Origin of the sequence: Sulfurimonas hongkongensis (assembly GCF_000445475.1) — a bacterium.
GTDB lineage: Bacteria > Campylobacterota > Campylobacteria > Campylobacterales > Sulfurimonadaceae > Sulfurimonas > Sulfurimonas hongkongensis.
The window spans coordinates 128,782-142,083 of sequence record NZ_AUPZ01000004.1; the positions used below are offsets into that span (position 1 = coordinate 128,782).

Consider the following 13,302-nt stretch of genomic DNA (forward strand, 5'->3'; position numbering starts at 1 on the left):
ATAAGGAGCTTTTACTCCCTATCTATATTTAATAAGAGAAAACTTATCTTAAGTTTTCAAAAGGTGCAGTTACAACTGTTTTACGAGTAACACTGTATGGAACTAGTGCTGCTGCACGAGCGCGTTTTACAACCGCTGCTATCATATCTTGATGACGTTTACAGTTTCCTGTAAGACGACGAGGCATAATTTTATAACGCTCTGAAAGAGAGAAACGAAGCGCTCCTACATCTTTGTAGTCCATAAAATCAACTTTTGATTCACAATATTTACAATATCTTTTTTTGTATTTTCTTTTTTCTGCCATGGTATTTTCCTTGATGTTATTTATTTACTAAAATGGAATCTCATCTTCATCTATATCTATCTCAGGTATAGAGTCACTGCTTGGCATCTGGCGACTTTGAGTGTTTGCATTGTTTTGCTCATAGCCATTTGCCCCACTTTGAGGTTGATAACTTTGCTGTTGCTGACTTGGTTGCTGGTAGCTCTGAGCTTGTTGCGAACCTTGGTTATAGCTTTGTGCACCGCTTTGCGTTGGAGCTTTATAACCACCACCTTGAGAGTCGCCTTTTGAGTCTAGCATCTGCATGTTTTCAACTATCACAGAGTGTTTTGAGCGTTTTTGTCCATTTTGATCGCTCCATTGTTCAAAGTTAAGTCTTCCCTCAACTAAAATTTTGCTTCCTTTGCGGAGATATTGGTTAGCAATCTCTGCACTTCTAGCAAAAAATGTGATATCTACAAAACATACTTCTTCTTTTTTTTCACCATTACTAGTGAATTTTCTACTAGTTGCTATCGCAGTTTTTGCAATACCCAAACCAGCTTGAGAGTATCTGAGTTCTATATCACGAGTTAAGTTTCCGACTAATATAACTTTGTTAAACATGAGCTTTCCTTCTTTGTTGTAGTGCTTTTTTAGATTACTCTTGTGTAGTAGAGCTTTCTTCTGTAGCAGTTGCTTCTTCTTGTGCAGGCTCTTCTTTAGCTACTGGAGCTTCTTCTTGAAGTGGCGCAACTTCTTCTTTTACTGGTGCTTCAGCTTTTTTCTTAGCTTTTTCAACTAAGTGATTCCAAGCAGCTATTTCACGATTTGTATCGTACTTGATAGTTACAAAACGAAGAAGGTCTTCATTTATACGAAAGCGTCTCTCAATTTCACTAATAGCAGCTGGTGCAACTGAGTAATAAATAACATGGTAATAACCACGCTCATTTTTGTTTATAGGGTATGCTAATTTTCTCATCCCCATAGCATCTGTAGTAGCGATAACGCCACCGTTTGAAGTGATAGTCTCTTCAATAGCTTTGATGCTACTTTGAATCTCTTCGGCTGTAAATGTTGGTTTAATGATAACTAAGTTTTCGTAGTTTCTCATAGAGTATAATCTCCTTTTGGTATTTGCCCTTTGGGCGTTGTTTCCCTTTCGGATGTGTACATATCGCAACTTTAGCGATACAAAGAGAAAGGAACGGGAGATTATACAGAAAATTTGCTTAAAAAAAACTACTCTTTGTTTTTATGACAATTTGTTATGGTTATTTTGTTTTTTTAGTTTTTTGGATATAGTTATGAAAATTTTGGAGATATTTGTATATGGCAAAACGAAAGAAAAAGCAGGCAAAAAGTAGTAAAATCTTAACATATATAGCATGGTTTTTAGCAGTCTTGGCACTTCTCTTAGGCTCTTTGTTTGGAGGTTATTACATAGGTTATGAAGAGGCGAAAAACGATTTAGAATTACAAGTTGATGCTGAGAAAAAAAAGAGACTCTCACTACTTAAAAAAGCCGAAGAAATCAGCTCAAAAAAAGATAAAAAAAGTGTAAACACAAGATTAAAAAATGTTTTAGATAAAGAGAGTAGAAAAAGTACCGGTGCAGCAGCTCATGAGTATGGAGATACAGCACTTCCAAAACCACCTGAACCTATACGAAGAGAGGTTAAAAGAACAGCTGCAAAACCAAAACTAGCCATAATTATAGATGATGTGAGTGTAAGCTCTCATGTAAGAGCGATAAAAAATTTAAACCTTCCTTTAACTATGTCATTTTTGCCACCTAGCAAATCTCGCCCTAACTCAGCAAGACTTGCACAAAAAGAGAGTGTATATATGGTCCATCTACCCATGGAGGCACAAAATTTTAGTGCAGAAGAGCCTATGACTCTTAGAGTTAGTGACTCTGATGCCAAGATACAAAGTAGGATAAGAGCTATAAAAGAGGCCTTTCCTAGAGTATCATACATCAACAATCACACAGGAAGTAAGTTTACATCTAATGAGATGGCGATGAACCGTCTTATTTACGCACTAAAAGCACAAAATATCTACTTTATAGATAGTAGAACTACAGCCCAGACAAAAGCACCAAAGGTTATGAAAAACTTTGGGTTAGAGTATGTCTCAAGAGATGTTTTTTTAGACCACGATTTGGATAAAAAGTCTGTTAAAGAACAGATTAAAAAGGCTATAAAGGTAGCAAAGTTGCATGGAACTGCCATAGCTATCGGACATCCTCATGCAAACACTCTAGCAGCACTAAGAGAGTCTAAGCATCTTTTTAAAGATATAGAGTTAGTATATATAAATAGGCTTTATTAGATGCAAGAAGCAAAAGAGAAGATATCAGAGCTTGAAGTCATGAAGAGCTATCCAAAAGAGCTTTTCTTTAGCGGAAACACTACTCTTTTAACAAGAAAAAAAGTCTCTATAGTTGGTAGTAGAAAGCCATCAAAATACTCAAGAGTCTTAACCCATCAACTCGCATCACAGCTCTCAAAAAATGGAGTTTGTATAGTCAGTGGTGGAGCTATGGGCATAGATGCCATAGCACACAAGGCAGCAGGCGAGGCAAACACTATTTCAGTTCTGCCTTGTGGCATCAATGTAAAGTATCCAGCCATAAATAAAAATCTTCTTTGTGATATAGAAAAAGAGGGCTTACTTCTTAGTCAGTTTAAAAAAGACTTTAAAGCTACTCCGTGGAGTTTTGTGGTGCGAAATGAACTTGTTGTTGCTCTTGGTGATGTCTTAATAGTTGCAGAAGCCCAGCTAGGTAGTGGAAGCATGAGAAGTGTAGAGTTTGCACTAAAGATGGGCAAAGAGATATTTGTACTTCCTCACAGAGTAGGTGAGAGTAGTGGTACAAATGAACTTTTAAAACAAGATAAAGCAACAGCTATATACGATGTAGAGGAGTTTGCATCAAGATACAGAGATGTAGATGAAAAGTTAGAAATAAAAAGAGATGACTTTTTAGAGTTTTGCAGATCAAGCCCAACATACGATGAGGCACAAAAAAGATATCCAAGTAGAGTTTTTGAGGCAGAACTTGGTGGCGAAATAGTGATACAAAACGGCTTAGTTGTTTTAAAATAAGATTTTTAAAAATTAGCTACCACTCAAACTGAAAAGTTGTGTGAACTATCTTAAAATTTTCTTTTAACTCTTCATTTATACAGCTTAAAATATCCCCATACTCATCCAAAGAACTTTTATCTATCTTTACATGTGCAGTCATATTATACATGTCTTGCGTTATCTCCCAAATATGGATGTCATGAAGCTCTATAACTCTTTTATCTTGCTCAACAAACTCTTTTATCACTTTTATCTCTATGGGCGAAGTCTCCATAAGAGTGTTAATGGAGCTTCTAAGTATATCTACAGCCCATTTTGCAATAACAAAAGCCACTAAAAGAGCTAAAAATATATCTATAAAAAACCAGTTTGTATAGTAGATGACAGCGTAGCCAATGATGATGGCAACAGACGAGAGGGCATCACTTAACATATGTACAAATGCAGATTTTAGGTTGTTGTTTTCTCTATCGCCTTGCATCAAAATAACGCCCGTGATAATGTTTACAATAAGCCCTATAGTAGCCACGCTGATTGCTAGAGAGATATCTATACTACTAGGATTTAAAAACCTCTCTATTGCTTCATAAACTATCCATAAAATGGATAAAATAATAGTTATGCCGTTGATAAATGCAGCTAAAACCTCTGCTCTGTAGTAACCAAAAGTTTTCTCTAGCGGTGCTTTTTTACTCGCTAGTATGATGGCAATAAGTGAGACAATAAGAGCAAATGAGTGGGTGAACATATGAATAGCATCTGAGATGAGTGCTAAAGAGTTTGATACAAAACCAGCTACAAACTCCGCTATCATAGTTATAAAAGTAATCGCAAGAGCTATTTTTAAAAGTTTTTTATCTGTACTTCTATGGTCATGAGAGTGTTCATGAGAATCTTGCTTAATATATGGTTTATGTTCGTTTAGTCCAAAATCACAATGTTTGTTCATATTTTTTCCATCTACTCTATAGTATCTAATCTAAAACGGATAGTATATCTAACTTGCTTAGTTTGGTTTTAAAGCCTCTCTTTAGGTGTTTTACAAAATCAACATCGCATCACCATAAGAGTAAAATCTATACTCTTTGTTTATGGCTTCGCGGTACAACTTTTGTGCTATTTGAACTCCAACAAAGGAGGCTACTAGCATAAGTAGAGTTGATTTTGGTAGATGAAAATTTGTAAGAAGATGGTTTACCCTTAGTGGTTTGTTTTGAGGATGCAAAAAAAGATTTGCTTCGCCCCTTTGCTGCTCTTTGTTCCTTACGTAAAACTCTATAGTTCTTGTGCTTGTTGTACCAACACTTAGTATGGGTAAATTAGAGTCAAGTAGCTCTTTAGCATCATCTGAGATCTCATAGTATTCTGAGTGCATCGGATGATCTGTGATAGTCTCAACTTCAACAGGTTTAAAAGTTCCACTTCCTACATGAAGCGTGACATAAGCATGTCTGTAGTTTTTGCAAACTCTCTCATGTTGCTCCTGTGTAAAATGGAGTGAAGCAGTTGGAGCGGCAACTGCACCTTCCTCTTTGGCAAAAACACTTTGATACTCTTTTGCATCATCTGTGTTATCTTCTCTTTGAATGTAAGGTGGAAGCGGAATGTGGCCAATTTTATCTATGATGGGCAAAAGCTCTTCAAATCTTAGTAGTTTGCCCTCTTTTGTAAAGTTTACAACTCTACTTCCATCATCTTTTAGCTCTTTTACAACTGCCACAAGACCATTGCCAAAGAAAATTTCACTGCTAACTTTTACTTTACCTCTTATGTAGACATTTATATTTGTTGCATCTAGAGGTCTGTTTAGCAGAAGCTCAAGCTTGCCACCGCTTGCTTTTTTTCCAAAAAGTCTAGCTTTTATAACCTTTGTATCGTTAAAAATTAAAGCACACTCTTTTGGAATGAAGCTCTCAAGCTCATAAAAATGAGTGTGAATTATCTCTTTTGTTTGTCTGTTATAGATAAGAAGTTTAGCACTATCTCGTGGGTTTGCAGGGTAAGACGCTATGAGTTTTTCAGGAAGCAAAAAGTCATAGCTAGAAGTTAGAAGTTCGTCTTTACTCACTCTTGGACTCTGTAGCAACCTCTTCTTCATCTTCGTCTTCATCCTCTTCTTCAAGAGGTGGTGCAGGGTTTACAAATCTAACTATAAGGATAGAGACTCCATAGAGTATGATTAGTGGTCCAGCCATTAGCATTTGGGTTAAGACATCAGGAGGAGTTAAAAGTGCAGCGATTACAAAGATGATGATAACTGCATACTTAAAAAACTCTCGCATCATTCTATCATCTATCATACCTAGAAGTGCTAGAAAATATGCAAAGATTGGTAGCTCAAAAGCTAGACCAAAACCAAACATGATTTTTGTAAAAAAGCCAACATAATCTTCTATATTGATGAGTGGAGTAAACTTAAAGCTACCAAAAGTGATAAGAAAGTCAAATCCAAAAGGTGTGACTATGTAGTATGCAAACAATACTCCCACAAGGAACATAAGAGTTCCGCCAACTATAAAAGGGATGATCATCTTTTTTTCATTTGCGTACAAACCAGGTGCAATAAAGAGCCAGATTTGAGAGAGTATAATAGGAAGAGCCGCTACGATAGCAGCAAAAAATGAAACTTTAAGAGCTACAAAAAATGCACCGCCAACTTGGGAGGTTGTAACCATTCCATCAGCTGCGTGAACTGATTTTTTACCAACTTCAGTAAGTGCAACATTTAGAGGTTCTACGATCCAGTTGAGTATCGGCTCATGAAAGTAAAACATCACAAAAAACATAACTATTAGACTTCCAACAGAAACTCCTAACCTTTTTCTTAGTTCAACTAGATGTGGTTTTAAATCTTCAAACATCGCTATTATCTTCTTTTTTTATTTTTTTCTCAAAAGTTACAGTTTCAGCTTTTGGCTCTTTCTTTGGTGCTTTTTTCTTCTTTTCTTTTTCTTTTGGCTTCTCATCCTTTAAGATATCATCACTAAGATCTGAGAGAGAAGTGCCAACTTGACTGACATCTGTAACTTTTTTAAGCTCATTACTTGCACTTAAAAGCTCTTTTTTGTAAGCTAACGCTTCTTCTTTTATGTCTGCAACATTCATCTCTTCTTCTAGAGAGTCCTTAACTGTGACTATTGTTTTTTTGACACTTCTAAAAAACTTCGCAACCTCTACCATGGCACTAGGAAGTTTATCTGGACCTAGAAACAAGATAGCGATAATAGAAATAATGAGTATCTCTGTAAAACCCATACCAAACATATCAAACCTTCAAAATTATAATTAAGTCCATGAGTTTAGCTAAAGAATGATTAAATTTACTTTCAAGAGTACATAAAAAGTACAATCTCATCTGCTAGTAGAAAATTAGGGTTATAAAATCTGCCATCTCTTAACTCAAGTTTTGCTTCATTAATCAAGAGATCAGCTCTTTTGGATTGTGCTTTATTAAGTATATTTATATCTACACCAAGAGAAGAACGAAAGCCTAAAAAGAGTTGCTCAGTTATTTTGTCTTGCTCTGTAAGAGTTTCCACCCTAATATCAAGCGGGTTTAAAATATAGTTTTCAAGGTTTGTATCTGGGTAAAATCTCTCAAAATCTAGCTTACCAACTGCACCACTGCCTAAACCAATATAATCTTTATAGTCCCAGTATCCAAGATTGTGAGAGCTTTTATAAAGTCCAAAGTTGCTTATCTCGTACTGTTTAAATCCAAAGGATTCTATCTCTTTAAATAACCACTTTGTAAGTTTTAAAGACTCTTTTGACATCTCTGGCTTTGATGCGAAGGGAGTCTTTTCTTCAATGATAAGAGCATAAGCACTTAGATGGTTGATGGGTAAGCTAAAAGCAGTTTTTAAGTCTATCTCTAAAAGCTTTTTTGTATCTCCTAGGGTCGCGTAGATAAGGTCAAGTGAGATATTTTTAAAGCCAACCTCTTTAGCCTCTATAATGGCTCTTTGTGCATCCTCTGGGGTATGTGAGCGATTTAGAAGTTTTAATTTTTCTTTGTTGAAGCTCTGTGTGCCAAAACTTATGCGGTTTACCCCGAGTTTAAACATTCCATCAAGCCACTCTTTTGTAGCGCTGTTTGGATTGGCTTCACTTGTTATCTCTATATCATTTTTTAGATAGGGTTTTATGGATTCAAAGAGTGCTCTGTACATAGAAGCGGGTATTGTAGATGGAGTTCCACCGCCTATAAAAACAGACTCTACGGACTCTTTTTTCGTATTAAACCTTTCAAGTTCAAACTTAAGTTGGACTTCAAGAGCTTTCATATAACTCTTCTTTAGATGAAACTTATCTACATAAGAGTTAAAAGCGCAGTATGAACATTTGGAGTCACAAAAAGGGATATGAATATAAAGTAGCATTAGTAAGTCCTTGTTAGGTAGGATAAGAAGTATAGCAAAATACTAGGCTCAACAAAAAATTTAAATATTAAAACAATTATCAAATTATCTTAATTTAATAGCTTATTTTGTATAATCGCGATAATTAAAATTAGGTGTATTGATGAGCAAAAAAAAATTGTATCGCCCTAATGTTGCAATGATTATAGTGTCAAATGATTATCCGCAAAAAAAAGAGATTTTTATAGCACAAAGAAATGATTTGAGTGATATTTGGCAGTTTCCACAAGGCGGGATTGATGATGGCGAAGAAGTTATCCAAGCACTTTTTCGTGAACTAGAAGAAGAGATAGGTACTAAGGCTGTAAAAATCATAAGCGAGTACCCTAAATGGATTTCCTATGATTTTCCTCCAAAGATTGCTAAAAAGATGAGTCCTTACAAGGGTCAAAGACAAAAATATTTTTTAGTAAAACTTAAAAAGAGTGCAAAGATAGATATAAATACTTCTCATCCAGAGTTTAGTGATTATAAGTTTGTTGAGGTTGATGATGCATTAAATCTTAGTGCCTCTTTTAAACAAGCAGTCTATGAGACAGTTATAAAGCACTTTAGAGATGAAGGTTACCTATAAGTTAAGGACTTAAATGTTAATAGTACAAAAATTTGGCGGAACAAGTGTTGGTGATTTAGAGCGCATCCAAAATGTTGCTAATCGTGTAAGCGAGACAAAAAAGGCTGGTCATGATGTAGTTGTAGTAGTCTCAGCTATGAGCGGGGAGACAAATAAACTAGTAGAATATGCAGAGCATTTCTCAAAAACTCCTACAAGAGCTGAGTTGGATATGCTTTTAAGCTCAGGCGAGAGAGTGACTGCTTCACTTCTAGCTATTGCCCTAAATGAGCTTGGATTCGATGCTGTCTCTATGACAGGGAGAAGAGCTGGGATTGTAACAGATACTCTGCATACAAAAGCACGCATAGAAGGGATAGATCCAACTACAATGAATGAAGCCTTAAAAGAGGGCAAAATCATAGTAGTAGCTGGTTTTCAAGGTATAACTCCTGATGGTAGGGTAACTACACTTGGACGTGGTGGAAGTGACCTTAGTGCTGTGGCTATCGCTGGAGCTATAAAAGCGGACTTATGTGAGATATATACAGACGTAGACGGTATCTACACAACAGATCCACGCATAGAGCCAAAAGCGAAAAAACTTGATATGATCTCTTATGATGAGATGTTAGAGCTTGCATCTTTGGGTGCAAAGATTCTTCAAAATCGCTCAGTTGAGTTAGCAAAAAAACTAAATGTAAACCTAGTAACAAGAACAAGTTTCTCAAATGAAGAGGGAACACTAATAACAAAGGAAGAAAATATCATGGAAAAACCATTAGTAAGTGGAATAGCACTCGATAAAAATCAAGCTCGCGTCTCTTTAATGGGAGTAATAGACAGACCCGGCATTGCCTCAGAGATATTTAACGCACTTGCATTAAACGATGTAAATATAGATATGATAATCCAAAACAAGGCACACGATAACAACACAAATATAGACTTTACAGTAGCAAAGGGTGATTTGCTTGATGCAAAAAATGTAGTAGATAAGTTTATCCAAAGTGGCGATATTAAGGCTGACTCTTATAATGAAGATATCTGTAAAGTCTCTATAGTTGGTGTTGGTATGAAGTCTCATACGGGTGTTGCAGCGAAAGCTTTTACTACAATGGCTGAGAATAATATCAATATAAACATGATATCAACCTCAGAGATAAAAGTTTCTATGGTTATAGAAGAGAAGTATGCGGAACTTGCAGTTAGAGGACTTCATGAAGCATACGAGTTAGATAAGTAATGAAAAAAAATATTCTCGCTAAGGGCGAAGCTTTAGTGATTGAACTATATTTCAGCTTTGCTGAAATGGAGTGAGAAAAGTGTTAGATTTTGCACAGTGGAGTCTTGATGTTATTCGAGAAGATGGGGCATTTCTTAGCTGGTTAGAAGAGCAGAGATTTGACTGGACAAATCCTCTATCTTTGGCACTAGAGCAGATTTTAGAGGGTAAAACCATTATTCTTATAACTGATGAGAAACGAAAATGGTTTGAGAAGTATATACTTAGCTCAATTAATGCTATAAATCTTGATAGACCACTTTTGCCAATAGTTAGTATGGATAGCCTATATGAACACTACAAACATATAAGTGGTGGAGAGATGATAGACGTGGTTGAAGATATGATCTCTCTCTCATATAAAGAGGACTACTTTTTTTGGTATATAGGCAAGGGAGACGATAAACGCTCAGATATTGCAAAGAGAAGAGACAACAGCTATTTTTGGATATTTGATGAAGAGTTTCATAATGGTTTTACTCTAAAATCTTATGACCCTATGATAGATATAAAGCTAATACAACTTTACAAACTATTTGACGCATCACTAAATGCTACAATATTTGGAGAGGTAGATGTCAGTTCCTAACAGCATAAAGAGCCATATCTTAATCTCTAGCAATATTGAAGCTGAAATATCTAAACTCGAAGAGACTCTTATGCCAAATAGAGTGGTGGTTTTTCATGAGGAGAAGTTTTTACTAGAACATGCTAAAGCAGTTGTTGCTGAATCTTATATAAGTGAGTCATCCACAAAGTACATTATACTCGCTGCATCCGAGTTTCATACAGTCTCTCAAAACTCTCTATTAAAAGTTTTAGAAGAGCCTCCTAAAAATATTGTCTACATTATCATCTCAGCTACAAAATCAAATCTACTTCCGACAATTCGCTCAAGACTTCCGATAAATAAAGGCGAAAAAGCAGAGCTTTTAAATAAATGTGAATTAAATATCGCTAGACTTGATTATGCTACAATTTTTGCATTTTTAAAAGAAAATGCTAGAATCTCTAGGATTGATGCGAAGCTCATGGTAGAGGCACTCTACTATAGAGCTACAGTAGTTGATATGCTCATCCTCACAACAACGCAGCTAGAGAACTTTGACAAAGCGTATAGACTCTTAGAGTTAAACTCAAGACCTCAAAGTGTTTTAGCTCTTATTTTAATGGGATTTATAGATGCAAGTTGAAAAATTATCAAGTAGTATAGATGCAAAGAAATATTTAGCACAACTTGGTGTTGATTCAGGTGGAAGTAGTGTTCTCTCATCTAAGATGCAGACACATCTTATCTATATAAGAGACCTGCATGTGGGTGCTGCAAATATTTTAAAGCAAGATGCACTATCCATAGGAGCTGATTTAGCAGTTCCAAAAGGTACAGTAGTTGCAAAGACTCCAAAGGTGGACTGTATTCTTATAGCCACTACAAAACACCTAAAGATATTGAGTAAAAAAGAGCTAGCTCAGCCTCTTGGACTAAAAATCTTAGCAAAACATCTACAAGATATTTTAAAAGCAAAAAAACCTAAAAGCGTAGATATCATGGGTATTATAAATGCCAATGATGATAGTTTTTTCTCACAAAGTAGATTTGTAGATAGTGATGCTATAAAAAAAGTAGAACTAATGATAGAGGAGGGCGCCAACATCATAGATATCGGTGGAGTCTCTTCTGCACCAAATACAAAAGCTATAAATGCAAAGGAAGAACTGCAAAGAGTTTGGCCAATTTTAAGAGCTATTAAAGAGCAAAAACTCTATGATAGAGCTAATTTTAGTATCGATAGTTATGAGCCTTTAGTTATAGAAAAAGCACTAGAGAGCGGATTTAAGATAGTAAATGACATCACAGGTCTAGCAAATGATGAGGTTTGTCGTCTTGTGGCTAGTTTTAAAGCACAAGCCGTTATTATGCATATGCAGGGTAGTCCCCAAACTATGCAAGAAAATCCAAAATATGACAATATACTAAGTGATATAACTGAGTTTTTTAAACAGAGGATAGAAAAGGCAGAGAGTTTTGGTGTGCAAGATTTTATCTTAGACGTTGGTATAGGCTTTGGAAAAACAGTGGAGCACAATTTAACACTTATCAAACACCTTGAGCATTTTTTAACTCTAAGAAAACCTCTTTTAGTTGGAGCTTCTAGAAAATCAATGATAGATAAAATCTCGCCATCAACTCCGCAAGATAGGCTAGGGGGAACCCTAGCCTTGCATCTTGAAGCCATAAAAAATGGTGCTAGCATGATTAGAGTTCATGATGTAGGTGAGCATGTCCAAGCCATGAAAATCCAAAAAGCACTCGATCCTATATAAAAAGGAAGGTCAATATGAAGTTTCCAAATATCGCTGATATTGCAACTCGTGAAGTTATAACAATAGACATAAAACATACTTTTGAAGAGGCTATGGCTAAGATGTTAAAGGGTGAACATCGAAATATTATAGTTGTTGATAAAGATAGGTATTTCGTAGTTGGAGTAGTAGATATCTTAAATCTTAAAACGAATAATATCGATGTAAAAACACCACTTAAAGATATACAGCTAGTAAATGTCCCAACTATAAAAAAAGACCAAAATATCTTAGAAGCAGTAGACTACTTAAATAACTCTACAGAGTATATCTGCGTTGTAAATAATGATATGAGTCTTTATGGGCTTATAACTCATACTGATATAACAGAAAATATTGACCCTGATACACTGATGGATAATTATCGTATTGAAGACTTTTTAAAGCTTGGCAGAAGAATGAAGTGGGTTAATAAAGATGCTAAAATCATGTCTTTGCTTGAAGATATGGTTAGCAATCTTTATGACAATGTAGTAGTTGTAGAAGATTTAAAACCTATTGGCATCTTTACAACTAAAGATATTATGAGACTTGTTAAAAATGATATTGATTTAGATGTTGAGATAAAAGAGCATATGTCATCACCAGTTCAGTCCATCAACAAAAACTTCTCCATCAGAGAAGCACTTAGCTTTTTAAAAGAGAGACAGTTTAAGAGAGTTATAGTTGTAGATGATGATGGACATCTCTCTGGGATAATCTCGCAAAAAGAACTTATAACGCTTTCATACTCAAAGTGGAGTTCACTTATGAAAGAGTATCAAGATGAGTTAAGAGAGATAAATAAAAAGCTTCAAACTAAAAATATAGAGTATGAAAACTTAGCATCTACAGATGCGCTAACAGGTCTGTACAATCGACATAAGTTTACTCAACTCTATCTATCTTCATATGAATCTATGGTTCAAAGACACAACAAAATGTCTGTTATACTCCTAGATATAGATCACTTTAAAAAGGTAAATGATATATATGGACATAACATCGGAGACAAAGCTCTTATAGAGGTCTCTAAGATGCTTACTGAAATGTTAAGAGAAGTAGATATTGTTTGTAGATGGGGAGGCGAAGAGTTTATTGTGCTTCTTCCAACAGCAGATTTAGAAGGTGCAATTTTAATCGCAAAAAAGCTTCAAAAATCTATAAAAGAAATAAAGATTGATAAAGTAGGAAGCATAACAGCTAGTTTTGGAGTCTCCGAGGTAAGAGAAGGAGAAGAGATGCAAGACGCAATAAACAGAGCCGATAAGGCTCTATATCTTGCAAAAAAGGACGGAAGAGATTGTGTTAGAAACCAGAGCGATATCTAACACCT

Annotated in this window: 16 protein-coding genes; 8 read left to right on the forward strand and 8 right to left on the reverse strand. The window is 35.4% G+C overall.

The window, feature by feature from the left end; all coding sequences use genetic code 11:
* Positions 1 to 43 precede the first annotated feature (43 nt).
* Genes rpsR through rpsF form a run of 3 tightly spaced genes read right to left on the reverse strand, consistent with a single transcriptional unit; the run spans position 44 to position 1,382 of the window.
* Positions 44 to 307 (reverse strand): 30S ribosomal protein S18, encoded by a 264-nt coding sequence (gene rpsR, locus M947_RS15435; RefSeq protein ID WP_021286960.1) that lies wholly within the window; start codon positions 305 to 307, stop codon positions 44 to 46.
* A 27-nt stretch (positions 308 to 334) separates the two neighbouring features.
* Positions 335 to 892, reverse strand: a complete 558-nt coding sequence (locus tag M947_RS15440; RefSeq protein ID WP_021286961.1) for a single-stranded DNA-binding protein — start codon at positions 890 to 892, stop codon at positions 335 to 337.
* 34 nt (positions 893 to 926) lie between these two features.
* Positions 927 to 1,382, reverse strand: a complete 456-nt coding sequence (rpsF, locus tag M947_RS15445) for a 30S ribosomal protein S6 (protein ID WP_021286962.1) — start codon at positions 1,380 to 1,382, stop codon at positions 927 to 929.
* A gap of 218 nt (positions 1,383 to 1,600) precedes the next feature.
* Here rpsF and M947_RS15450 point away from each other — a divergent pair, with 218 nt between their 5' ends.
* Positions 1,601 to 2,605, forward strand: coding sequence for a divergent polysaccharide deacetylase family protein (locus M947_RS15450; RefSeq protein WP_021286963.1), 1,005 nt, complete (start codon positions 1,601 to 1,603; stop codon positions 2,603 to 2,605).
* Complete coding sequence (locus M947_RS15455) at positions 2,606 to 3,382, forward strand: DNA-processing protein DprA (RefSeq protein WP_021286964.1); 777 nt, start codon at positions 2,606 to 2,608, stop codon at positions 3,380 to 3,382.
* Between the two features lie 16 nt (positions 3,383 to 3,398).
* Here the strand turns inward: M947_RS15455 and M947_RS15460 are convergent, their stop codons facing one another.
* From M947_RS15460 to hemW, 5 genes are all read right to left on the reverse strand, one after another.
* Positions 3,399 to 4,313, reverse strand: a complete 915-nt coding sequence (locus M947_RS15460) for a cation diffusion facilitator family transporter (protein ID WP_021286965.1) — start codon at positions 4,311 to 4,313, stop codon at positions 3,399 to 3,401.
* 90 nt (positions 4,314 to 4,403) lie between these two features.
* Positions 4,404 to 5,462, reverse strand: a complete 1,059-nt coding sequence (gene queA / locus M947_RS15465) for a tRNA preQ1(34) S-adenosylmethionine ribosyltransferase-isomerase QueA (RefSeq protein WP_245541246.1) — start codon at positions 5,460 to 5,462, stop codon at positions 4,404 to 4,406.
* Positions 5,425 to 6,225, reverse strand: a complete 801-nt coding sequence (gene tatC, locus M947_RS15470) for a twin-arginine translocase subunit TatC (protein ID WP_021286967.1) — start codon at positions 6,223 to 6,225, stop codon at positions 5,425 to 5,427. Before tatC ends, queA begins: the two co-directional genes overlap by 38 nt.
* The gene (gene tatB / locus M947_RS15475) at positions 6,218 to 6,628 is read right to left on the reverse strand and encodes a Sec-independent protein translocase protein TatB (RefSeq protein ID WP_021286968.1); all 411 of its coding nucleotides are present in this window, start codon (positions 6,626 to 6,628) and stop codon (positions 6,218 to 6,220) included. Before tatB ends, tatC begins: the two co-directional genes overlap by 8 nt.
* 62 nt (positions 6,629 to 6,690) lie before the next feature.
* Positions 6,691 to 7,746: a radical SAM family heme chaperone HemW gene (hemW, locus tag M947_RS15480; protein ID WP_021286969.1), complete on the reverse strand. Its 1,056-nt coding sequence runs from the start codon at positions 7,744 to 7,746 to the stop codon at positions 6,691 to 6,693.
* A 142-nt stretch (positions 7,747 to 7,888) separates the two neighbouring features.
* On the opposite strand from hemW, the gene M947_RS15485 reads away from it, so the two are divergent.
* The 6 genes from M947_RS15485 (at position 7,889) to M947_RS15510 (ending at position 13,297) form a co-directional block, all read left to right on the forward strand.
* On the forward strand, positions 7,889 to 8,359 hold the full coding sequence (locus M947_RS15485; RefSeq protein ID WP_021286970.1) for an RNA pyrophosphohydrolase: 471 nt from the start codon (positions 7,889 to 7,891) through the stop codon (positions 8,357 to 8,359).
* A 13-nt stretch (positions 8,360 to 8,372) separates the two neighbouring features.
* Entirely contained in the window at positions 8,373 to 9,584 is a 1,212-nt protein-coding gene (locus M947_RS15490) for an aspartate kinase (RefSeq protein WP_021286971.1), read from the forward strand.
* A gap of 79 nt (positions 9,585 to 9,663) precedes the next feature.
* Positions 9,664 to 10,212: a HobA family DNA replication regulator gene (locus tag M947_RS15495; protein ID WP_021286972.1), complete on the forward strand. Its 549-nt coding sequence runs from the start codon at positions 9,664 to 9,666 to the stop codon at positions 10,210 to 10,212.
* Positions 10,199 to 10,816, forward strand: a complete 618-nt coding sequence (locus M947_RS15500; RefSeq protein WP_021286973.1) for a DNA polymerase III subunit delta' — start codon at positions 10,199 to 10,201, stop codon at positions 10,814 to 10,816. Before M947_RS15495 ends, M947_RS15500 begins: the two co-directional genes overlap by 14 nt.
* Positions 10,806 to 11,948 carry a dihydropteroate synthase gene (gene folP, locus M947_RS15505; RefSeq protein ID WP_021286974.1) on the forward strand — a complete coding sequence of 381 codons (1,143 nt, stop codon included), beginning with the start codon at positions 10,806 to 10,808 and terminating at the stop codon, positions 11,946 to 11,948. Before M947_RS15500 ends, folP begins: the two co-directional genes overlap by 11 nt.
* Before the next feature lie 14 nt (positions 11,949 to 11,962).
* Positions 11,963 to 13,297: a diguanylate cyclase gene (locus M947_RS15510; RefSeq protein WP_021286975.1), complete on the forward strand. Its 1,335-nt coding sequence runs from the start codon at positions 11,963 to 11,965 to the stop codon at positions 13,295 to 13,297.
* Positions 13,298 to 13,302: the final 5 nt, after the last annotated feature.

What these genes read in the sequence shown, in the direction of transcription:
- rpsR (WP_021286960.1), bottom strand. Translation starts at nt 307, where the DNA reads ATGGCAGAAAAAAGAAAATACAAAAAAAGATATTGTAAATATTGTGAA.
- M947_RS15440 (WP_021286961.1), bottom strand. Translation starts at nt 892, where the DNA reads ATGTTTAACAAAGTTATATTAGTCGGAAACTTAACTCGTGATATAGAA.
- rpsF (WP_021286962.1), bottom strand. Translation starts at nt 1,382, where the DNA reads ATGAGAAACTACGAAAACTTAGTTATCATTAAACCAACATTTACAGCC.
- M947_RS15450 (WP_021286963.1), top strand. Translation starts at nt 1,601, where the DNA reads ATGGCAAAACGAAAGAAAAAGCAGGCAAAAAGTAGTAAAATCTTAACA.
- M947_RS15455 (WP_021286964.1), top strand. Translation starts at nt 2,606, where the DNA reads ATGCAAGAAGCAAAAGAGAAGATATCAGAGCTTGAAGTCATGAAGAGC.
- M947_RS15460 (WP_021286965.1), bottom strand. Translation starts at nt 4,313, where the DNA reads ATGAACAAACATTGTGATTTTGGACTAAACGAACATAAACCATATATT.
- queA (WP_245541246.1), bottom strand. Translation starts at nt 5,462, where the DNA reads ATGAAGAAGAGGTTGCTACAGAGTCCAAGAGTGAGTAAAGACGAACTT.
- tatC (WP_021286967.1), bottom strand. Translation starts at nt 6,225, where the DNA reads ATGTTTGAAGATTTAAAACCACATCTAGTTGAACTAAGAAAAAGGTTA.
- tatB (WP_021286968.1), bottom strand. Translation starts at nt 6,628, where the DNA reads ATGTTTGGTATGGGTTTTACAGAGATACTCATTATTTCTATTATCGCT.
- hemW (WP_021286969.1), bottom strand. Translation starts at nt 7,746, where the DNA reads ATGCTACTTTATATTCATATCCCTTTTTGTGACTCCAAATGTTCATAC.
- M947_RS15485 (WP_021286970.1), top strand. Translation starts at nt 7,889, where the DNA reads ATGAGCAAAAAAAAATTGTATCGCCCTAATGTTGCAATGATTATAGTG.
- M947_RS15490 (WP_021286971.1), top strand. Translation starts at nt 8,373, where the DNA reads ATGTTAATAGTACAAAAATTTGGCGGAACAAGTGTTGGTGATTTAGAG.
- M947_RS15500 (WP_021286973.1), top strand. Translation starts at nt 10,199, where the DNA reads ATGTCAGTTCCTAACAGCATAAAGAGCCATATCTTAATCTCTAGCAAT.
- folP (WP_021286974.1), top strand. Translation starts at nt 10,806, where the DNA reads ATGCAAGTTGAAAAATTATCAAGTAGTATAGATGCAAAGAAATATTTA.
- M947_RS15510 (WP_021286975.1), top strand. Translation starts at nt 11,963, where the DNA reads ATGAAGTTTCCAAATATCGCTGATATTGCAACTCGTGAAGTTATAACA.